This window comes from Exiguobacterium sp. J17977, assembly GCF_018616375.1.
In the GTDB taxonomy this organism is placed as follows: domain Bacteria; phylum Bacillota; class Bacilli; order Exiguobacteriales; family Exiguobacteriaceae; genus Exiguobacterium; species Exiguobacterium mexicanum.
Map to the genome: position 1 here is coordinate 35768 of NZ_JAEQBB010000011.1, position 17785 is coordinate 53552.

Consider the following 17785-nt stretch of genomic DNA (forward strand, 5'->3'; position numbering starts at 1 on the left):
ATGTAGTGGGTCAAAAGGTAAATCCGCACGGTCTTCGCGTTGGTATTATCAAAGACTGGGATTCGCGTTGGTACGCTGAGAAAGACTACGCAGATCTCCTTCATGAAGACTTCGTTATTCGTGAATACATCGAAAACAAAATGAAGGATGCTAGTGTTTCTAAAGTAGAAATCGAACGCGCTGCAAATCGCGTAAACATTTCACTTCACACTGCGAAACCAGGTATGGTTATCGGTAAAGGTGGTTCGGAAATCGAATCACTCCGTAAAAACATCATCAAGCTTGCTGAAGGCAAACGTGTTCACATCAACGTTGTTGAAGTGAAAAACGCGGACGCTGTCGCTAAACTTGTTGCTGAAAACATCGCTCGTCAATTGGAAGGCCGTGTGTCATTCCGTCGTGCAATGAAACAATCAATCCAACGTTCGATGCGCACTGGCATCAAAGGGATCAAAACAGAAGTTTCTGGTCGTCTTGGTGGCGCTGATATCGCTCGTTCAGAGAAGTACTCGGAAGGAACAGTTCCACTTCACACACTCCGTGCCGACATCGACTACGGAACAGCTGAAGCTGACACAACTTATGGTAAAATCGGAATTAAAGTCTGGTTGTACCACGGTGAAGTTCTTCCAACAAAAAACAACACAGCTAAAAACGCTGAATAATAAACACTCTTTCAGGAAGGAGGCAACACACTATGTTGTTACCTAAACGCGTGAAATATCGTCGTGTGCACCGTGGTAAAATGCGCGGAAATGCAAAACGCGGCACAACAGTTCATTTCGGTGAATTCGGTCTCCAATCGCTCGAAGCGAGCTGGATCACAAACCGTCAAATCGAATCAGCACGTATCGCAATGACACGTTATATGAAACGTGGTGGTAAAGTGTGGATCAAGATCTTCCCACACAAACCATACACGAAAAAGCCTCTCGAAGTCCGAATGGGTTCGGGTAAAGGTGCTCCAGAAGGCTGGGTAGCTGTAGTTAAGCCTGGCAAAGTTATGTTTGAAATCGCGGGTGTATCTGAGGAAGTAGCACGTGAGGCGCTTCGTCTTGCTGCACACAAACTTCCAGTTAAATGTAAGTTCGTGAAACGTGAAGAAAATGGTGGTGATACGAATGAAAGCAACTGATCTCCGTCAATCAACAACTGAAGAGCTCAACGGTAAAGTAGGCGAGTGGAAGGAAGAACTCTTTAACCTTCGTTTCCAATTGGCTACAGGTCAGCTTGAGAATCCTGCTCGTATCCGTGAAGTACGCAAGTCGATTGCGCGTGCTAAAACGATTCTTCGTGAACGCGAACTCGGCATCAACAACGGCTAATCTAATCGGATTCTTTAAGAGGAGGTAACACTCATGGAACGCAATAAGCGTAAAGTACTCACTGGACGCGTCGTGTCTGACAAAATGGACAAAACGATCGTCGTTGCAGTTGAAACAAAAGTACGTCATAAGCTTTATGGCAAACGTGTAAACTACACGAAGAAATTTAAAGCACACGATGAGAACAATGTCGCTAAAATCGGCGATGTCGTACGCATCGCGGAAACACGTCCGCTTTCTAAAGACAAACGTTTCCGTCTCGTAACAGTGGTAGAAGAGTCAGTAATCATCTAATAACAGTTCGGATCTATAAACATCCGGAGGGAGGTACACTCGCATGATTCAACAAGAATCTCGCTTGAAAGTAGCAGACAACTCTGGCGCGCGTGAACTGTTGACAATTAAAGTCCTCGGTGGTTCAGGTCGTAAGACTGCCAACATCGGTGACATCATCGTTGCAACGGTAAAACAAGCAACACCAGGTGGCGTTGTTAAAAAAGGTGACGTTGTCAGAGCAGTTGTCGTTCGTACAAAACGCGGCGCTCGTCGTAAAGATGGTTCGTACATCCGTTTCGATGAGAACGCAGCAGTCATCATCAAAGATGACAAGAGCCCACGCGGCACTCGGATCTTCGGGCCAGTTGCACGTGAACTTCGTGAAAAAGAATTCATGAAGATCGTTTCGTTGGCACCGGAAGTACTTTAATTTCCAATTTCAATCCTATAAGGAGGTGCGCAAAACGATGCATGTTAAAAAAGGCGATACAGTCCAGGTAATGTCTGGTAAAGATAAAGGCAAGCAAGGGGTTATCCTTAAAGCTATGCCAAGCAAGAACCGCGTAGTCGTAGAAGGTATCAACGTGATTAAAAAACACTCGAAACCATCACAAGCGAATCCACAAGGCGGTATCCTTGAAATCGAAGCACCAATTCACGTCTCGAACGTCATGCCACTCGACCCTAAAACGGGCAAACCAACTCGCGTTGGTTTCAAAGTAGTCGATGGTAAAAAAGTTCGTGTCGCGAAATCGGGCGAAGTACTCGATAAATAAGAAGAACGTGACGAAAGGAGGTCCATTCGACTATGAACCGTTTGCAAGAGAAGTATAAAAGCGACATCGTGAAAGCGATGATGGATAAATTCAACTATGACTCAGTTATGCAAGTCCCACAGGTCGACAAGATCGTCATCAACATGGGTGTAGGTGACGCTGTTTCGAACTCGAAGGCGCTTGACATGGCAGTGGAAGAATTATCAATTCTTTCTGGTCAAAAACCACTCGTAACGAAGGCTAAGAAATCAATCGCTGGTTTCAAACTTCGTGAAGGCATGCCAATCGGTGCGAAGGTTACTCTTCGTGGCGAGCGTATGTACGATTTCCTCGACAAATTGGTAACTGTTTCACTTCCACGTGTACGTGACTTCCGCGGTGTATCGAAGAAAGCATTCGACGGACGCGGTAACTACACGCTTGGTGTGAAAGAGCAACTTATTTTCCCTGAGATCGATTACGATAAAGTAACAAAAGTACGCGGTATGGATATCGTTGTTGTTACAACAGCGAACACAGACGAAGAAGCTCGTGAATTGCTCACACTTCTCGGAATGCCATTCCAAAAATAATCTAAAGGGAGGTCGACAACATGGCTAAAAAGTCAATGGTGAATCGCGAACAAAAACGCGAGAAACTCGTTGCCCAGTACGCTGAGAAACGTGCACAATTGAAAGCTGAAGGCGACTACATCGGACTCAGCAAATTGCCACGTAACTCTTCACCTGTGCGTCTTCATAACCGTTGCCGCATCACAGGTCGTCCACATGGTTACATGGGTAAATTCGGGATCAGCCGTATCAAGTTCCGTGATCTTGCATACAAAGGTCAAATCCCTGGTGTTAAAAAAGCAAGTTGGTAATCCACTAACAGTGTGAAAGGAGGTACATCGCATGGTAATGACAGACCCAATTGCAGATATGCTTACACGTATCCGTAACGCTAACATGGTTCGCCATGAAAAATTAGAGCTTCCAGCTTCTAATATCAAACGTGAGGTTGCAGAGATCCTCAAGCGTGAAGGTTTCATTCGCGATGTTGAATATATCGAGGACGCTAAGCAAGGTACACTTCGTTTGTTCCTTAAATACGGAGCAAGCAACGAACGTGTTATCACTGGTCTCAAACGCATTTCGAAACCAGGTCTTCGTGTATACGCAAAAGCAGATGAAGTACCAAAAGTACTCGGAGGACTCGGTATCGCAGTTCTTTCGACATCAAAAGGTCTTATGACTGATAAAGAAGCTCGCCAACAACAAGTCGGCGGCGAAGTGCTCGCCTACATCTGGTAAGTCACTTTTCTAACAAGAACGGAGGTGTAATCAATGTCACGTATTGGTAAAAAACCAGTTACGATTCCAGCTGGCGTTACTGTATCGGTTGCAGAAGACAACACGGTCACAGTAAAAGGTGCTAAAGGTGAACTTTCGCTTTCAGCTAACCCGGCCTTGGAAATCAAAGTTGAAGAAAACGAATTGACTGTTGTTCGTCCGGATGACTCGAAAGAGAACCGTACGATCCACGGTACGACACGTGCCCTTATCGCCAACATGGTGGAAGGTGTGTCTAACGGATTCCAGAAAACACTTGAGATCTCAGGGGTTGGTTACCGTGCAGCTAAGCAAGGTAACAAACTCGTCCTCAGCCTCGGTTACTCGCACCCAATCGAGTACGTTGCTGAAGAAGGTATCGAGATTGAAGTTCCTTCAAACACGCAAATCATCGTTAAAGGGATTAACAAAGAGCGCGTCGGTCACGTTGCAGCTCAAATCCGCTCGTACCGTGCTCCAGAACCTTACAAAGGTAAAGGTGTTCGTTACTCTGATGAACGTATTCGCCGTAAAGAAGGTAAGACTGGTAAGTAATTCGTCACGAAATGAACGGAAAGGAGTGGCATAAATGATCACAAAAGCAGACAAAAATGCAGTTCGTAAGAAACGTCATGCTCGTGTACGTCGTACGATCACGGGGACAGCAGCTCGTCCACGTTTGAACGTATTCCGCTCGAGCAAGCACATCTACGTTCAACTCATCGATGATGCAGCACAAACAACGCTTGTGTCAGCATCTTCGAAAGATAAAGCTCTCGATCTTACAAACGGCGGCAACGTTGAAGCAGCGAAAGCTGTTGGTAAACTTGCAGCTGAACGTGCACTCGAGAAAGGTATCGACACTGTTGTGTTCGACCGTGGTGGATACCTCTATCATGGCCGCGTCAAAGCTGTTGCTGAAGCAGCTCGTGAAGCAGGTCTTAAATTCTAACAAAAAGGAGGGGACACTCGATGCGCCAGTTAGACGTTAACATGGAACAACTTGAAGAACGCGTTGTTACCGTAAACCGCGTCGCGAAAGTCGTGAAAGGTGGCCGTCGCTTCCGTTTCGCCGCTCTCGTCGTCGTAGGTGACAAGAATGGTCACGTCGGTTTCGGTACAGGTAAGGCACAAGAGGTGCCAGAAGCGATCCGCAAGGCTATTGAAGCCGCTAAGAAAAACATGGTTCAAGTACCGATGGTTGGTACAACAATTCCACACGAAATCACAGGAGTATTCGGAGCAGGTCGTGTATTCATGAAACCAGCTTCTGAAGGTACTGGGGTTATCGCAGGTGGACCGGTTCGTGCAGTGCTCGAACTTGCAGGTGTAGGTGACATCCTTTCGAAATCGCTTGGATCTAACACACCAATCAACATCGTCCGTGCGACGGTTAAAGGCTTGACAGAGCTTAAAAAAGCAGAGGAAGTTGCTAAACTACGCGGTAAAAGCGTAGAAGAACTTCTTAAATAAGGGAGGGAATTAGACATGGCGAAACTCGCAATCACCCTCACACGCAGCACTATTGGTCGTCCTGAGGATCAGCGTGTAACAGTACGTACACTCGGTCTTCGTAAAATGCATCAGACTGTCGTTGTCCCTGACAACGTAGCGATGCGTGGTATGATCAAAAAGGTGTCGCACCTTGTGACTGTAAACGAAATCAACGAATAATAAAGATCTTACTAAATAAGGAGGTGCCACTATGAAACTCCATGAATTGAAGCCAACTCCAGGTTCGCGTCACGAACGCAACCGTGTCGGTCGCGGTATGGCGACTGGTAACGGTAAAACTTCTGGCCGTGGACATAAAGGTCAAAAAGCTCGTTCGGGCGGTGGCGTTCGTCCAGGATTTGAAGGTGGGCAAAACCCACTTTACCGTCGTCTTCCAAAACGCGGTTTCAACAACCCTACTCGTAAAGAGTATGCAGTTGTTTCCCTAGACACGCTTAACCGTTTCGAAGCAGGTACTGAAGTTACTCCAGAACTCTTAATCGAGACTGGTGTTGTCAGCTCTGCTAAAGACGGAATCAAAGTACTTGCTAACGGCAAGCTTGAAACAAAATTGACTGTTAAAGCCAACAAATTCTCGGGTGCAGCGAAAGAAGCGATCGAAGCAGCTGGCGGTTCAGTTGAGGTGATCTGATGTTTCAGACGATCTCCAATATGTGGCGCGTGAAAGATATTCGACAGCGTATTCTCTTCACACTCGCAATCATCATCATTTTCCGCATCGGGGCCCATATCCCGGTGCCGATGGTGAATACGGATGTGTTGCGTTTTGACTCAGGAGGTCTACTCGACTTCTTGAACTTGTTTGGAGGAAATGCTTTACAGAACTTCTCCCTGTTCGCAATGGGGATCATGCCGTATATTACGGCATCGATCGTTGTGCAGCTCTTACAAATGGATGTCGTTCCGAAGTTTGCCGAATGGGCAAAACAAGGCGAGTCTGGACGTAAAAAGCTAGCGACGGTCACGCGCTATGGGACGATCATCTTAGGGTTTATTCAAGCGACGTCATTGTCGTTTGGATTTAACCGCCTCTATCCAGGTCTCGTCAATGAGACGTGGGGCACGGCAACCTATTTCGTGATCGCGATCGTACTGACTGCCGGTACGGCGTTCTTGATGTTCCTTGGTGAGATGACGACGGAGAAAGGTGTTGGGAATGGTATTTCCATCATTATCTTCGCCGGTATCGTCGCTGGGTTCCCAAGAATCTTCACGCAGATTTATGAGACGAAGCTCCAAAATGCTGGAGATGCGTTATTCATTAACATCGTTTACTTGGTTGTATTATTGCTCGTTATCCTTGCGGTGACCATGGGGATCATTTATGTTCAACAGGCCGCTCGCAAAATTCCGATTCAATACGCAAAACGCACGGCGAACCGTACCCCTGTGGGCGGACAGTCGACGCACTTGCCAATCAAATTAAACGCTGCCGGTGTCATCCCGGTAATCTTCGCGATTTCCTTCATGGTGACACCACCAACTGTTGCAAGCTTCATTGCTTCTCCGGAAACGACGCAGAAGTTGCAGACTTACTTCGATACGACATCTCCAATCGGAATGTCCATCTACGTAGCGCTCATCATCGCGTTCGCTTACTTCTACACATTCATTCAGGTCAACCCTGAACAGATGGCAGAAAACCTGCAGAAGCAAGGTGGCTATATTCCTGGGATTCGTCCTGGGGCGCAAACAGAACAGTACATCACGAAGTTGCTCTATCGTTTGACATTCTTCGGAGCGATTTTCCTATCGCTCGTCGCGATCATGCCGACAATCTTCATTAAGCTTGCCGGTCTCCCAACTTCGGTGCAAATCGGAGGAACGAGCTTGTTGATTGTGATCGGGGTAGCCCTCGAAACGATGAAACAAATCGAAAGTCAACTCGTAAAACGACACTACAAAGGCTTTATCCGTTAAAGCGGAAGGAAGGGTACACCCTTCCTTCCTGTCGTGTTTACGACGTGTTGTGAAAATCAAAACTGGAGGCTAACTGAGATGAATCTAGTACTCATGGGCTTACCGGGTGCAGGGAAAGGGACTCAAGCGGCTAAAATCGTTGAAGAGTACCAAATCCCACACATTTCGACAGGCGACATGTTTCGTGCGGCAATCAAAGGCGGAACGCCACTCGGCAAAGAAGCAAAGTCGTTCATGGATAAAGGCGAACTCGTACCGGATGAGGTAACAATCGGAATCGTACGTGAGCGCTTGAGTCAAGATGATACGAAAAACGGCTTCCTACTCGATGGATTCCCGCGTACTGTTGCTCAAGCAGAGGCACTCGAAAGTTTGCTTAAAGATTTGGGAAAACAGATTGACCATGTCGTGAATATCGATGTGGATGCGGAAATTCTCGTCCCGCGTTTGACAGGTCGTTGGATCTGCCCGACGTGTGGTGCGACATATCACGTGATCTTCAATCCACCTAAAGTGGAAGGCATCTGTGATGTGGATGGGTCGGCTCTCATGCAACGTGAAGACGATAAAGAGGAAACGGTCCGCCGTCGCCTTGACGTCAACATCGAGCAATCGAAACCACTCATTGACTTTTACGCTGAAAAAGGGTATCTTCGTACATTGGATGGAGATCGTCCAATCGATGTCGTATACGCCGATGTCAAAGCGTTACTCGGTGGTACTGAATGATCATCACGAAGACGCCTCGTGAAATAGCGATTATGCGTGAGGCTGGGCAAATTGTTGCTCGAACACACCAGGTGCTCAAAGAGCATATCAAACCAGGTATTACGACGCTTGAACTCGACCGGATCGCGGAAGAATACATTCGCAGCCAAGGTGCGACACCGTCGTTCAAAGGCTACAACGGGTTTACCGGTAGCGTTTGTGCTTCAGTGAACGAAGAGCTTGTTCATGGGATTCCCGGAAAGCGGGTATTGAACGATGGAGATATCATCTCGATCGACATCGGTGCCTACTATAACGGATACCATGGAGATTCCGCTTGGACGTATCCAGTGGGAACAATCTCAGCAGAGACACAGCAGTTACTTGACGTAACTGAAGAAAGTCTGTATAAAGGATTGGAGCACGCTAAGGCTGGGCAGCGTCTGACAGACATTTCGCATGCGATTCAAGCGTATGTGGAATCTCATGATTTCTCTGTCGTCCGCGAATACGTCGGTCATGGTGTCGGACAAAATTTGCATGAAGAACCGCAAATTCCGCACTATGGTCCACCGGGGAAAGGGCCGCGCCTGAAGACTGGAATGACGTTAGCCATTGAACCAATGGTCAATGCTGGTCAACGCTATGTTCGAACACTGGCTGACAACTGGACAGTTGTGACAGTGGACGGTAGCATGTGCGCCCACTTTGAGCACACCATCGCCATCACAGACGATGGATACGAGATTTTAACGAAACTCGATTCCGGTGAATGAGGCTCTATTGCTTCGTGCTGATCCGTAACGGATCCTTCTCTCACAGTACAATGCGATAGATCGTCTGTGCTCCTAAATATCTTCATATAGAAAGGGGAATAAATGATGGCGAAACAAGATGTCATTGAAGTGGAAGGCACTGTTGTCGAACCACTTCCAAACGCAATGTTTAAAGTGGAGTTAGAAAACGGCCACACGGTGCTCGCGCACGTCTCAGGGAAAATTCGGATGCACTATATTCGAATCCTTCCAGGTGACCGCGTAACTGTCGAGTTGTCTCCGTACGACTTGACTCGCGGGCGGATTACGTACCGTTACAAGTAACTCCGATTTTTCCAGGAGGAGGGTATAATCATGAAAGTAAGACCGTCGGTAAAACCGATCTGCGAAAAATGTAAAGTTATTCGTCGTAAGGGTAAAGTAATGGTAATTTGCGAAAACCCGAAACACAAACAAAAACAAGGTTAATCTAAGAGGAGGTGCACACATGGCACGTATTGCTGGTGTAGATATTCCACGCGAAAAACGTATCGTTATTTCGCTCACATACATCTTTGGTATTGGTAAAACAAGAGCACAAGAAATTTTGAAGACTGCAAACGTATCTGAAGATTCACGCACACGTGATTTGACAGAAGACGAAATCAACCGTATCCGTGAAGCAATTGACGGAATCAAAGTTGAAGGTGACCTTCGTCGTGAAGTTTCACTCAACATTAAACGTTTGATCGAGATCGGCGCTTATCGCGGTGTTCGTCACCGTCGTAGTCTCCCTGTTCGCGGACAAAACACGAAGAACAACTCGCGTACTCGTAAAGGCCCACGCCGTACAGTAGCGAACAAGAAGAAGTAAAGGAGGGAATTGAACAATGGCGAAACGTAAGCAAAATGTACGTTCAAAACGTAAAGTCAAAAAACATGTTGAAGTCGGTGTGGTACACATCCGTTCTACTTTCAACAACACAATCATTACAATCACTGACACGCAAGGTAACGCGATCTCATGGGCTACTTCTGGTAACCTTGGATTTAAAGGATCACGTAAATCGACTCCGTTCGCAGCACAATTGGCTGCTGAAACTGCAGCGAAAGTTGCAATGGACAACGGTATGCGTACAGTAGAAGTTAACGTTAAAGGTCCTGGTGCTGGACGTGAAGCGGCTATCCGTGCCCTCCAAGCTACTGGTCTTGAAGTAACTGCAATCCGTGACGTAACACCAGTTCCGCACAACGGTTGCCGCCCTCCAAAACGTCGCCGCGTATAATCGCTTGTGCGTGTGAAGGGCTTACCTAGCACAAACAGCATATACAATGCAGCTTGCGCTGCATGGCAGGATACACTCAAGGAGGGGTTCAGATGATCGAGATTGAAAAACCAAAGATCGAAACGGTCGAAATCAGCGAGGATGCTACGTTTGGTAAATTCGTGGTGGAACCGCTTGAACGTGGATATGGCACGACTCTCGGCAACTCACTACGTCGGATTCTTTTGTCATCGCTCCCTGGTGCAGCGGTAACAGCGGTTCAAATCGATGGCGTACTTCATGAGTTCTCTACGATTGACGGAGTCGTCGAAGACGTCACGCAAATCGTATTAAACCTCAAGAAGTTGGCTCTCAAAGTGTACTCGGACGAAGAGAAAACGCTTGAGATTAACGTTTCAAGTGCCGGTGCTGTCACTGCGGCAGACATTACCCATGATAGCGACGTTGAAATCTTGAATCCTGAGCTCCACATCGCGACTCTCGCTGACAACGCGACGCTTCGCATGCGTTTGACTGCTCGCCGTGGCCGTGGTTACGTCCAGGCAGAAGATAACAAACGTGATGATATGCCGATTGGCGTAATTCCAATCGATTCGATCTACACACCGATTCAACGCGTGAACTACGAAGTAGATAAAACACGTGTCGGTCAAGATGCTAGCTTCGATAAGCTTCTATTAGACGTGTGGACAGATGGTTCAATCCGTCCGGAAGAAGCGGTATCGCTCGGGGCGAAAATTTTGACAGAACACTTGAACATCTTTGTTGGCTTGACTGACGAAGCTCTCAATGCAGAAATTATGGTCGAGAAAGAAGAAGACCAAAAAGAAAAAGTACTCGAAATGACGATTGAAGAACTCGATCTCTCAGTTCGTTCGTACAACTGCTTGAAGCGCGCTGGCATCAACACGGTTCAAGAACTCGCAAACAAATCAGAGGAAGAGATGATGAAAGTTCGTAACCTCGGACGTAAATCACTCGAAGAAGTTCAACTCAAGTTGGACGAACTCGGTTTGGGCTTGCGTAAAGAAGACTAAGTTCAAACGAAGGAGGGAAATGTAATGGCTTATTCGAAACTCGGCCGTACAAGCTCGCAACGTAAGGCACTTTTACGTGATCTTGCAACTGACCTTATTATCAACGAGCGCATTCAAACAACTGAACAAAAAGCGAAAGAACTTCGCCCAGTCGTTGAAAAATTGATCACTCTTGGGAAACGTGGCGATCTTCATGCCCGTCGTCAAGTAGCTTCATTCGTTCGCAAAGAGAACGCTGGAGAAAAAGACGCAATCCAAAAATTGTTCGAAGACGTGGCACCACGCTACGCTGAACGTCAAGGTGGATACACACGCATCATGAAAGTCGGCCCACGCCGCGGTGACGGTGCGGAAGTCGTAATCATCGAACTCGTCTAATTCATTAGGCAGTCAACAGGGCATGCGGTGACGTATTGCCCTGTTTCCACATCGGAAAGGAGTCGGCAGATGGAATCTCAAATTATGGTACGCGATATCGTGTTTCGTTACCCGGGACAGACCGAGCCAGCCCTCAATGGGTTGTCACTCGACGTATACAAAGGGGAATGGCTCGCAATCGTTGGCCATAACGGTTCTGGCAAGTCGACGTTGACGAAGTTGTGGAATGGGCTTTTGCTTCCTCAAGAAGGAGAAGTCCGGGTTGAGGCACTCGATCCAACGGACGCCACAGACGTGTGGGACGTTCGGAAACGGATCGGTGTCGTCTTCCAAAATCCCGACAACCAGTTTGTCGGGGCGACCGTGCGCGATGATGTGGCATTCTCTCTCGAAAACATGGGGCTTCCACGTCAAGAAATGGTTCGTCGAATTGATGACAGTCTAGCGCGCGTTGGATTATCGGAACTAGCGGACCGTGAACCGCATCAGTTATCCGGTGGACAAAAGCAGCGTGTTGCGATTGCTTCGGCTCTCGCAATGCGCCCGCATGTCCTCGTGCTCGATGAAGCTACCTCGATGCTTGACCCGATTGGGCGCAAAGAGGTGATTGAAACGGTGCAACAGCTCGTCTCAGAAGGGATGACCGTTGTCGCCATTACCCACGAGCTCGACGAAGTGTTGTTTGCCGACCGTATCATTGCATTGTCGAAAGGCAAGGTTGCGATGACTGGCACACCCGAAGACGTGTTTCAAAATCCGGAGGCGTTACGAGCCATTCAGCTCGACGTACCGTTTGTTGTCCGGATGCAACTCGAACTGAAGGAACGGGGCATACCACTCGATCGTCTGATGCTACAACATTCGGAGTTGGTGAACCATCTATGCCGATTAGCATTGAAGAAGTGACATACCAATATCAATTGAATACTCCGTTTGAACGAACCGCGCTGCGCGATGTGAATGTGATGATTCCGTCGGGGGCGCTTGTTGCGTTTCTTGGCCATACTGGCTCTGGGAAATCAACGCTCGTTCAACATATGAACGGCCTGTTGCGGCCGACAAAAGGGCGTGTCGTCGTCGATGACATCGAAGTCCGTGCGATCACGAAGCGTCGCGATAAAAAGCAAAACTTACTCCCGCTTCGGCGCCGCGTTGGGCTCGTCTTTCAATATCCGGAACATCAATTATTTGAAGAGACGGTCGAACGCGACGTCATGTTCGGTCCACGTAACTTCGGGGCGTCTGAAGACGAAGCGAAAGAACGGGCCCATGTCGCATTGCGCCTTGTCGGGCTCGATGAAGCACTGTGGAGCCGTTCGCCGTTCGACCTCTCAGGCGGACAGATGCGCCGTGTCGCCATCGCCGGTGTACTCGCGAGTCGTCCGGACGTTCTCGTCGTAGATGAACCGACGGCAGGGCTCGATCCGCTCGGCCGTCGCGAGATGCTGGCGTTATTCAAACGATTAAAACAAGAACTCGATTTGACACTCATTCTCGTCTCGCACGATATGGATGACGTGTTGGCCTATGCGGAACGTGTCGTCGTCATGGAACGGGGACAGGTCGCCTTTGACGGCGATCCGTTCGACTTATTCAAAAACGAGGTACTCGTCGAGTCGCTCCAACTCGAGATACCACATGTGCTTCGTTTCGCCAATGAACTTGCCCCAGTGTTTGGTGTCGACACACCGTCGCTCCGAACAGAGCACGAATTGGCGGACTGGATTGCGTTCGAGCTAGGAAGGGGGAGAGCGACTTGATTATCGGACAGTACATTCCCGGACACTCGTGGCTCCACACACTCGACGCGCGGGCGAAGACGTTGTTTATCCTCGCCTTCATCCCAATCGTCTTTTTGGCGGATAACTTGTGGACGAACGTATTCTTGCTCGGTTTCACGTTGTTCGCCGTGCGATTGTCTCAACTGTCTTGGCGATATTTATGGAACGGACTGAAGATGATTCTATTCCTCATCATCTTTACGCTGTTGCTTCAGTTGTTCTTTAATCGTGAGGGAACCGAGTTGATTTCATTCGGACCGTTCGCGATTTATTCGGAAGGTGTCCGCATGGGCTTAATCGTCTCGCTCCGTTTCTTCTATCTCGTCATGCTGACGACGCTCGTGACGCTGACGACGACACCGATGGAACTGACCGACTCGATTGAGGCCGGGCTCCGCCCGCTCGAACGCTTTAAAGTACCGGCGCATGAGATCGCCCTCATGTTGTCGATCTCGCTCCGGTTCTTGCCGACGTTGGCCGACGAGACGGATCGAATCATGAAGGCCCAACAGGCACGAGGGGTCGATTTGAAGAGCGGTCCCATCATGGATCGCCTCAAGGCAGTCGTCCCGCTCATGATCCCTTTATTCGTATCTGCGTTTAAACGTGCTGAGGACCTCGCTACGGCGATGGAAGCTCGAGGGTACCGTGGGGGTGAAGGACGGACACGATTGCGTGAGATGACGTGGCATCGTCGTGATACGGCGTTACTCCTCATCTTTGTCATCGTGACACTCATTCTAATCGGATTGCGAGGGATTGGATGAAGCGAATCAAACTGACGGTGGCGTATGACGGGACGAACTATGCGGGCTACCAGGTACAACCGAATGGAAACACGATTCAAGCCGAAGTGGAGGCCGTCTTGGCGCGGATGCATAGCCGAGCCGTGAAAGTCGTGGCCTCGGGCCGTACGGATGCCCGGGTCCACGCGAGGGGGCAAGTCTTGCATTTCGATACGCACCTCTCGATGCCGGTCGACCGGTTCGTCAAAGCGTTGAATGCGATGTTACCGGATGATATCCTCGTCCAAGCGGCCGAAGAGGTCGATGCTTCGTTTCACGCACGGTACGGGGCGAAACGGAAAGAGTATCGCTATTTCTTTCGAGGCGACGCCGATCCGTTCCGACGCCACCATGCCGTGACGGTCACGTATACGCTCGATTATGAGCGGATGCGCCAAGCGCTTCGTCTATTGGTCGGGACTCATGACTTCACGTCCTTCTCGGTGACGAAGGCGGAAGTGGAGGACCGCGTCCGGACAATTTATGAAGCGGAGCTCGTTGAAGCAGGTGATGAGATGTACTTCCGATTCGTCGGCTCCGGCTTTCTCTATAACCAAGTTCGGATTATGGTAGGTACGTTGCTCGAGGTCGGACGAGGGAAATATGAGCCGGCCGATGTGAGTCGAATGCTTGCTTCTAAAGACCGGCGTAGCGCTGGGATTACAGCCCCACCGCACGGTCTATATTTGTGGAATGTGAATTATGAAAAAGTAGATTGACATTCCCCCTATAAAATCGTATTATATTCATTGGCATTTCATTTTCACATTGAGAGATGAACCACAATCTTAGCCCCGTAAACTAGGATTATGATAAAGCATCAAACAAGCACTAAAAAAATTAAGTAAACAGACATTTTAGGAGGTATTCCACATGCGCACGACATTCATGGCAAAAGCATCTGAAGTAGAACGCAAATGGCTCCTTATCGACGCAGAAGGCAAAACACTTGGTCGTTTGACTAGTGAAGTAGCATCACTTCTTCGCGGTAAGCACAAGCCGACTTTCACACCACACGTTGATTGCGGAGACCACGTCATCATCATCAACGCTGAGAAAATCCACTTGACTGGTAACAAATTGAACGACAAGATTTACTACCGTCATTCAGGTCATCCAGGCGGTTTGAAATCACAAACTGCAAAAGAGCTTCTCGCAAAACGTCCAGAGCGTATGCTTGAACTCGCAATCAAAGGGATGCTTCCAAAAGGATCACTTGGTCGTCAATCATTCAACAAACTCCACGTTTACGCTGGAGCTGAGCACAACCACGCAGCACAAAAACCAGAAGTTTACGAACTTCGCGGTTAATCGGGACACAGGGAGGAACTAAACGATGGCAGATGTACGTTACTACGGAACAGGCCGCCGCAAACACTCGGTGGCTCGCGTTCACCTCGTTGCAGGTGACGGCAAAGTTGTTGTAAATGGCCGTGATATTTCAGAATACTTCGGTCATGAGACTTTGATCATGATGGCAAAATCACCACTCGTATTGACTGAAACAGAAGGTAAATACGATGTAATCGTTAACGTTAACGGTGGTGGATTCACAGGACAAGCTGGAGCGATTCGCCACGGCGTATCACGTGCGCTTCTTCAAGCGGACCCAGAATTCCGTCCAAGCCTCAAAGAAAAAGGCTTCTTGACTCGTGACGCTCGCATGAAAGAACGTAAAAAATACGGTCTTAAAGCTGCACGTCGCGCACCACAATTCTCGAAGCGTTAATCTTCGAACAATTTGGTTCAAACTCTCTGTCCATTGGGGCGGAGAGTTTTTTTGTTGCGCATGAAATTGTTGCATTCCGTTCCCTCAAGAAAACGCTTTTTTTGATATACTGTTAGCGAGACAGAAATTAGGGGGAAACCACATGCTTACAGTAGAACAAGTTCGTGAAGAATTGGCGGGGTTGATCGATCCAACAATCAACCGTACGCTTGGAGATACAGCTGGCGTGAAGGATATTCGCATTAAAGAAGATTATGTCAGTGTGAAAGTCGCGCTCGGTCAGACCGGGAGTGGGGAACAGCTTCAACTTCAACAAGAGATTGTCACGCTGTTAAAAGGGAAGGGCTTCAAGACGGTCGGCCTCCGCTTCGAGGCGCTCAATGACGAAAGCTTGAAAGAAGCGACAAAGCCGGCGATTCTTCGTGAGAACGCAGGCACGACGTTCATCGCAATCGCGTCAGGGAAAGGCGGCGTTGGGAAATCGACGGTATCGGTCAACTTGGCGGTCGCGCTCGCGCGGGCCGGGAAAAAAGTGGGATTGATTGATGCCGATATTTACGGATTCAGTGTGCCGGATATGCTTGGGATTGAAGAACGACCAGTCGTGCGCGGAGAAAAAATCATCCCGGTCGAGCGGTTCGGTGTGAAAGTGATCTCGATGGGCTTCTTTGTCGAAGATAACGCGCCGGTCATTTGGCGTGGACCGATGCTCGGAAAGATGCTCAATAACTTCTTTAATGACGTCGAGTGGGGTGACTTGGATTACTTGCTCCTCGATTTACCGCCAGGGACAGGTGATGTCGCGCTCGATATCCATTCGATGCTTCCGGCCTGTCAAGAGTTGATTGTCACGACACCGCATGCGACGGCTGCGTTCGTTGCCGCACGAGCTGGGGCGATGGCGATTAAGACGAACCATAAAGTGCTCGGTATCATCGAGAACATGGCGTACTTCGAAAGTAAAGTGACTGGAGAGAAAGAGTACGTCTTCGGTTACGGCGGAGGCGAAAAATTATCTGAGGCATTGAAGAGCAAGTTGCTCGCGCAAATCCCGCTCGGTCAGCCGTACGAAAACGAAGAAGACTTTGCCCCATCGGTTTATCGGGACGGGCATCCGTTTGAGAAAACATACGATGGATTGGCACAAGCGGTCATTCAACAGATAGAAGGGTAATGGTTCACAAATGAAGGTACAGGGATTTTTAAGATTGTTTTGGACGACGCTCGTCTTTGGGACGTTGTTTGGGTTTGTCATGAACTTACTGGCCAATCCAGGCTATTTAGTGAGTCAATCTTGGGAAGCAATCGTCACGGCGCTTAGCTACTCGAGCACGTGGACGGGAATTAGCATGATGGGGTTCTTTGCTTATTTGATTGTCCACCGGGTTGGGTTGGACTTGTTCCGAGGACCGAGGTTATGGAATCGCGTGCAAGTAGTATTGATCGCCTTTGCGTTATTTGATGCGGTATATCTTCGCATGCTCGCGTTCGGCAACGATCATATGTGGCGCTATATCGGTGAGATGGTCGTATTGGTGTTAGTATCTTGGATTATCGCGACGAGTAAGGCGAAACAGACGAACGCGAGTGCGTTCATCCCGACGCTCTTCTTGATGATCGTTATCACGTTGATTGAATGGATTCCAGCCCTTCAGGCGACGGATGAAATTGCCCTCTTGTGGCCGGCGTTAGCGACGCTCGTGTTTGCCAATGCGTATCAAGTCTTGATGCTGCATCGCTTCCAAGCACCTGCTCAGGCAGAGAGCGTCAAACCGTCGACGGCAGGCAAGGCCAAGACGAAGAAACGTGTGTCATCTAAATCATCGTGACAGCGTACTCGTACAAGCTCAGACATTCGTCTGGGCTTGTTTGTTTGAAACGTTCTTTCGTTCAGCTACAACGTGTAAAACAAAAATAAAGTTTTTTTAGAAAAACAGTTGACGAAAATGGGGGGCGCTGATATATTAATAAACGTCGCTGCTGTTCAAATATGAACAACAGAAAGCGAATGAAAAAAATAATAAAAAACGGTTGACTTTAAAAAGTCAAATCGCTATTATTAAAAAGTCGCTAACACGACAACATTTGGTCTTTGAAAACTGAACGATGAGGCAAAAATGATTTACAATTTTTGAATGAAGCGCAAGCTTCGTCATTTTTAAAGAGCTATATCAAATTCTTTGGAGAGTTTGATCCTGGCTCAG

Annotated in this window: 31 protein-coding genes; all 31 read left to right on the forward strand. The window is 48.3% G+C overall.

Annotated elements, in window-relative coordinates; translation table 11 throughout:
• Positions 1-5 precede the first annotated feature (5 nt).
• The 31 genes from rpsC to KNO58_RS14870 all read left to right on the forward strand — a co-directional run bounded on the left by rpsC (position 6) and on the right by KNO58_RS14870 (position 17410).
• Positions 6-665, forward strand: coding sequence for a 30S ribosomal protein S3 (rpsC, locus tag KNO58_RS14720; protein ID WP_021066610.1), 660 nt, complete (start codon positions 6-8; stop codon positions 663-665).
• A 32-nt stretch (positions 666-697) separates the two neighbouring features.
• Positions 698-1135: a 50S ribosomal protein L16 gene (rplP, locus tag KNO58_RS14725; RefSeq protein WP_016508922.1), complete on the forward strand. Its 438-nt coding sequence runs from the start codon at positions 698-700 to the stop codon at positions 1133-1135.
• Positions 1122-1325 carry a 50S ribosomal protein L29 gene (gene rpmC, locus KNO58_RS14730; RefSeq protein ID WP_012727669.1) on the forward strand — a complete coding sequence of 68 codons (204 nt, stop codon included), beginning with the start codon at positions 1122-1124 and terminating at the stop codon, positions 1323-1325. Before rplP ends, rpmC begins: the two co-directional genes overlap by 14 nt.
• A 33-nt stretch (positions 1326-1358) precedes the next feature.
• Positions 1359-1619: a 30S ribosomal protein S17 gene (rpsQ, locus tag KNO58_RS14735; protein WP_021066611.1), complete on the forward strand. Its 261-nt coding sequence runs from the start codon at positions 1359-1361 to the stop codon at positions 1617-1619.
• A 43-nt stretch (positions 1620-1662) separates the two neighbouring features.
• Positions 1663-2031 (forward strand): 50S ribosomal protein L14, encoded by a 369-nt coding sequence (gene rplN, locus KNO58_RS14740; protein WP_012727667.1) that lies wholly within the window; start codon positions 1663-1665, stop codon positions 2029-2031.
• Positions 2032-2068: 37 nt separating this feature from the next.
• On the forward strand, positions 2069-2377 hold the full coding sequence (gene rplX / locus KNO58_RS14745) for a 50S ribosomal protein L24 (RefSeq protein WP_021066612.1): 309 nt from the start codon (positions 2069-2071) through the stop codon (positions 2375-2377).
• 32 nt (positions 2378-2409) lie between these two features.
• Entirely contained in the window at positions 2410-2949 is a 540-nt protein-coding gene (gene rplE, locus KNO58_RS14750) for a 50S ribosomal protein L5 (RefSeq protein WP_016508927.1), read from the forward strand.
• A gap of 20 nt (positions 2950-2969) precedes the next feature.
• Complete coding sequence (rpsN, locus tag KNO58_RS14755; protein ID WP_021066613.1) at positions 2970-3239, forward strand: 30S ribosomal protein S14; 270 nt, start codon at positions 2970-2972, stop codon at positions 3237-3239.
• 31 nt (positions 3240-3270) lie between these two features.
• Complete coding sequence (rpsH, locus tag KNO58_RS14760) at positions 3271-3669, forward strand: 30S ribosomal protein S8 (RefSeq protein WP_021066614.1); 399 nt, start codon at positions 3271-3273, stop codon at positions 3667-3669.
• A 33-nt stretch (positions 3670-3702) separates the two neighbouring features.
• Positions 3703-4242 carry a 50S ribosomal protein L6 gene (gene rplF, locus KNO58_RS14765; protein WP_021066615.1) on the forward strand — a complete coding sequence of 180 codons (540 nt, stop codon included), beginning with the start codon at positions 3703-3705 and terminating at the stop codon, positions 4240-4242.
• Between the two features lie 34 nt (positions 4243-4276).
• Positions 4277-4639 (forward strand): 50S ribosomal protein L18, encoded by a 363-nt coding sequence (rplR, locus tag KNO58_RS14770; protein ID WP_012727661.1) that lies wholly within the window; start codon positions 4277-4279, stop codon positions 4637-4639.
• Between the two features lie 20 nt (positions 4640-4659).
• On the forward strand, positions 4660-5160 hold the full coding sequence (gene rpsE, locus KNO58_RS14775; protein WP_021066616.1) for a 30S ribosomal protein S5: 501 nt from the start codon (positions 4660-4662) through the stop codon (positions 5158-5160).
• A 15-nt stretch (positions 5161-5175) separates the two neighbouring features.
• On the forward strand, positions 5176-5361 hold the full coding sequence (gene rpmD / locus KNO58_RS14780; protein WP_021066617.1) for a 50S ribosomal protein L30: 186 nt from the start codon (positions 5176-5178) through the stop codon (positions 5359-5361).
• A gap of 31 nt (positions 5362-5392) precedes the next feature.
• Positions 5393-5833, forward strand: a complete 441-nt coding sequence (gene rplO / locus KNO58_RS14785) for a 50S ribosomal protein L15 (RefSeq protein WP_021066618.1) — start codon at positions 5393-5395, stop codon at positions 5831-5833.
• Positions 5833-7122 (forward strand): preprotein translocase subunit SecY, encoded by a 1290-nt coding sequence (gene secY, locus KNO58_RS14790; protein WP_214755091.1) that lies wholly within the window; start codon positions 5833-5835, stop codon positions 7120-7122. The genes rplO and secY overlap by 1 nt, the downstream gene beginning before the upstream one ends.
• A 78-nt stretch (positions 7123-7200) precedes the next feature.
• The gene (locus KNO58_RS14795; protein WP_029594431.1) at positions 7201-7851 is read left to right on the forward strand and encodes an adenylate kinase; all 651 of its coding nucleotides are present in this window, start codon (positions 7201-7203) and stop codon (positions 7849-7851) included.
• Positions 7848-8606 carry a type I methionyl aminopeptidase gene (gene map, locus KNO58_RS14800; RefSeq protein ID WP_021066621.1) on the forward strand — a complete coding sequence of 253 codons (759 nt, stop codon included), beginning with the start codon at positions 7848-7850 and terminating at the stop codon, positions 8604-8606. The genes KNO58_RS14795 and map overlap by 4 nt, the downstream gene beginning before the upstream one ends.
• 105 nt (positions 8607-8711) lie before the next feature.
• Positions 8712-8930: a translation initiation factor IF-1 gene (gene infA / locus KNO58_RS14805; protein ID WP_021066622.1), complete on the forward strand. Its 219-nt coding sequence runs from the start codon at positions 8712-8714 to the stop codon at positions 8928-8930.
• A 30-nt stretch (positions 8931-8960) separates the two neighbouring features.
• On the forward strand, positions 8961-9074 hold the full coding sequence (rpmJ, locus tag KNO58_RS14810) for a 50S ribosomal protein L36 (protein ID WP_003156543.1): 114 nt from the start codon (positions 8961-8963) through the stop codon (positions 9072-9074).
• A 19-nt stretch (positions 9075-9093) separates the two neighbouring features.
• Positions 9094-9459: a 30S ribosomal protein S13 gene (gene rpsM, locus KNO58_RS14815; protein ID WP_021066623.1), complete on the forward strand. Its 366-nt coding sequence runs from the start codon at positions 9094-9096 to the stop codon at positions 9457-9459.
• Between the two features lie 16 nt (positions 9460-9475).
• Positions 9476-9871: a 30S ribosomal protein S11 gene (rpsK, locus tag KNO58_RS14820; protein ID WP_021066624.1), complete on the forward strand. Its 396-nt coding sequence runs from the start codon at positions 9476-9478 to the stop codon at positions 9869-9871.
• A 92-nt stretch (positions 9872-9963) separates the two neighbouring features.
• A complete protein-coding gene (locus KNO58_RS14825) occupies positions 9964-10908 on the forward strand; it encodes a DNA-directed RNA polymerase subunit alpha (RefSeq protein ID WP_021066625.1) in 945 nt (314 codons plus the stop codon).
• A 24-nt stretch (positions 10909-10932) separates the two neighbouring features.
• A complete protein-coding gene (rplQ, locus tag KNO58_RS14830) occupies positions 10933-11286 on the forward strand; it encodes a 50S ribosomal protein L17 (protein WP_012727650.1) in 354 nt (117 codons plus the stop codon).
• Positions 11287-11355: 69 nt separating this feature from the next.
• Entirely contained in the window at positions 11356-12192 is an 837-nt protein-coding gene (locus KNO58_RS14835; protein WP_214755093.1) for an energy-coupling factor transporter ATPase, read from the forward strand.
• Complete coding sequence (locus tag KNO58_RS14840) at positions 12168-13046, forward strand: energy-coupling factor transporter ATPase (RefSeq protein WP_214755095.1); 879 nt, start codon at positions 12168-12170, stop codon at positions 13044-13046. Before KNO58_RS14835 ends, KNO58_RS14840 begins: the two co-directional genes overlap by 25 nt.
• Positions 13043-13834 carry an energy-coupling factor transporter transmembrane component T family protein gene (locus tag KNO58_RS14845; RefSeq protein ID WP_214755097.1) on the forward strand — a complete coding sequence of 264 codons (792 nt, stop codon included), beginning with the start codon at positions 13043-13045 and terminating at the stop codon, positions 13832-13834. Before KNO58_RS14840 ends, KNO58_RS14845 begins: the two co-directional genes overlap by 4 nt.
• The gene (gene truA, locus KNO58_RS14850) at positions 13831-14571 is read left to right on the forward strand and encodes a tRNA pseudouridine(38-40) synthase TruA (protein ID WP_214755099.1); all 741 of its coding nucleotides are present in this window, start codon (positions 13831-13833) and stop codon (positions 14569-14571) included. The genes KNO58_RS14845 and truA overlap by 4 nt, the downstream gene beginning before the upstream one ends.
• A gap of 154 nt (positions 14572-14725) precedes the next feature.
• Positions 14726-15163, forward strand: coding sequence for a 50S ribosomal protein L13 (rplM, locus tag KNO58_RS14855; protein ID WP_021066630.1), 438 nt, complete (start codon positions 14726-14728; stop codon positions 15161-15163).
• Between the two features lie 25 nt (positions 15164-15188).
• A complete protein-coding gene (gene rpsI / locus KNO58_RS14860) occupies positions 15189-15581 on the forward strand; it encodes a 30S ribosomal protein S9 (RefSeq protein WP_021066631.1) in 393 nt (130 codons plus the stop codon).
• A gap of 142 nt (positions 15582-15723) precedes the next feature.
• Positions 15724-16755, forward strand: coding sequence for an Mrp/NBP35 family ATP-binding protein (locus tag KNO58_RS14865; RefSeq protein WP_021066632.1), 1032 nt, complete (start codon positions 15724-15726; stop codon positions 16753-16755).
• Between the two features lie 34 nt (positions 16756-16789).
• A complete protein-coding gene (locus tag KNO58_RS14870; RefSeq protein ID WP_251026280.1) occupies positions 16790-17410 on the forward strand; it encodes a KinB-signaling pathway activation protein in 621 nt (206 codons plus the stop codon).
• Positions 17411-17785 lie beyond the last annotated feature (375 nt).

Excerpts from the sequence above, each read along its gene's own strand:
- secY (WP_214755091.1), top strand. The coding sequence starts at position 5,833 with ATGTTTCAGACGATCTCCAATATGTGGCGCGTGAAAGATATTCGACAG.
- KNO58_RS14825 (WP_021066625.1), top strand. The coding sequence starts at position 9,964 with ATGATCGAGATTGAAAAACCAAAGATCGAAACGGTCGAAATCAGCGAG.
- infA (WP_021066622.1), top strand. The coding sequence starts at position 8,712 with ATGGCGAAACAAGATGTCATTGAAGTGGAAGGCACTGTTGTCGAACCA.
- rpsQ (WP_021066611.1), top strand. The coding sequence starts at position 1,359 with ATGGAACGCAATAAGCGTAAAGTACTCACTGGACGCGTCGTGTCTGAC.
- rpsH (WP_021066614.1), top strand. The coding sequence starts at position 3,271 with ATGGTAATGACAGACCCAATTGCAGATATGCTTACACGTATCCGTAAC.
- KNO58_RS14835 (WP_214755093.1), top strand. The coding sequence starts at position 11,356 with ATGGAATCTCAAATTATGGTACGCGATATCGTGTTTCGTTACCCGGGA.
- rpmD (WP_021066617.1), top strand. The coding sequence starts at position 5,176 with ATGGCGAAACTCGCAATCACCCTCACACGCAGCACTATTGGTCGTCCT.
- rplM (WP_021066630.1), top strand. The coding sequence starts at position 14,726 with ATGCGCACGACATTCATGGCAAAAGCATCTGAAGTAGAACGCAAATGG.
- rplQ (WP_012727650.1), top strand. The coding sequence starts at position 10,933 with ATGGCTTATTCGAAACTCGGCCGTACAAGCTCGCAACGTAAGGCACTT.
- rplF (WP_021066615.1), top strand. The coding sequence starts at position 3,703 with ATGTCACGTATTGGTAAAAAACCAGTTACGATTCCAGCTGGCGTTACT.
- KNO58_RS14865 (WP_021066632.1), top strand. The coding sequence starts at position 15,724 with ATGCTTACAGTAGAACAAGTTCGTGAAGAATTGGCGGGGTTGATCGAT.
- rplE (WP_016508927.1), top strand. The coding sequence starts at position 2,410 with ATGAACCGTTTGCAAGAGAAGTATAAAAGCGACATCGTGAAAGCGATG.
- rpsI (WP_021066631.1), top strand. The coding sequence starts at position 15,189 with ATGGCAGATGTACGTTACTACGGAACAGGCCGCCGCAAACACTCGGTG.
- rplX (WP_021066612.1), top strand. The coding sequence starts at position 2,069 with ATGCATGTTAAAAAAGGCGATACAGTCCAGGTAATGTCTGGTAAAGAT.
- KNO58_RS14840 (WP_214755095.1), top strand. The coding sequence starts at position 12,168 with ATGCCGATTAGCATTGAAGAAGTGACATACCAATATCAATTGAATACT.
- rpsN (WP_021066613.1), top strand. The coding sequence starts at position 2,970 with ATGGCTAAAAAGTCAATGGTGAATCGCGAACAAAAACGCGAGAAACTC.
- rplP (WP_016508922.1), top strand. The coding sequence starts at position 698 with ATGTTGTTACCTAAACGCGTGAAATATCGTCGTGTGCACCGTGGTAAA.
- rpmC (WP_012727669.1), top strand. The coding sequence starts at position 1,122 with ATGAAAGCAACTGATCTCCGTCAATCAACAACTGAAGAGCTCAACGGT.
- rpmJ (WP_003156543.1), top strand. The coding sequence starts at position 8,961 with ATGAAAGTAAGACCGTCGGTAAAACCGATCTGCGAAAAATGTAAAGTT.
- KNO58_RS14795 (WP_029594431.1), top strand. The coding sequence starts at position 7,201 with ATGAATCTAGTACTCATGGGCTTACCGGGTGCAGGGAAAGGGACTCAA.
- rplN (WP_012727667.1), top strand. The coding sequence starts at position 1,663 with ATGATTCAACAAGAATCTCGCTTGAAAGTAGCAGACAACTCTGGCGCG.
- truA (WP_214755099.1), top strand. The coding sequence starts at position 13,831 with ATGAAGCGAATCAAACTGACGGTGGCGTATGACGGGACGAACTATGCG.
- rpsK (WP_021066624.1), top strand. The coding sequence starts at position 9,476 with ATGGCGAAACGTAAGCAAAATGTACGTTCAAAACGTAAAGTCAAAAAA.
- map (WP_021066621.1), top strand. The coding sequence starts at position 7,848 with ATGATCATCACGAAGACGCCTCGTGAAATAGCGATTATGCGTGAGGCT.
- rpsM (WP_021066623.1), top strand. The coding sequence starts at position 9,094 with ATGGCACGTATTGCTGGTGTAGATATTCCACGCGAAAAACGTATCGTT.
- rpsE (WP_021066616.1), top strand. The coding sequence starts at position 4,660 with ATGCGCCAGTTAGACGTTAACATGGAACAACTTGAAGAACGCGTTGTT.
- rplO (WP_021066618.1), top strand. The coding sequence starts at position 5,393 with ATGAAACTCCATGAATTGAAGCCAACTCCAGGTTCGCGTCACGAACGC.
- rplR (WP_012727661.1), top strand. The coding sequence starts at position 4,277 with ATGATCACAAAAGCAGACAAAAATGCAGTTCGTAAGAAACGTCATGCT.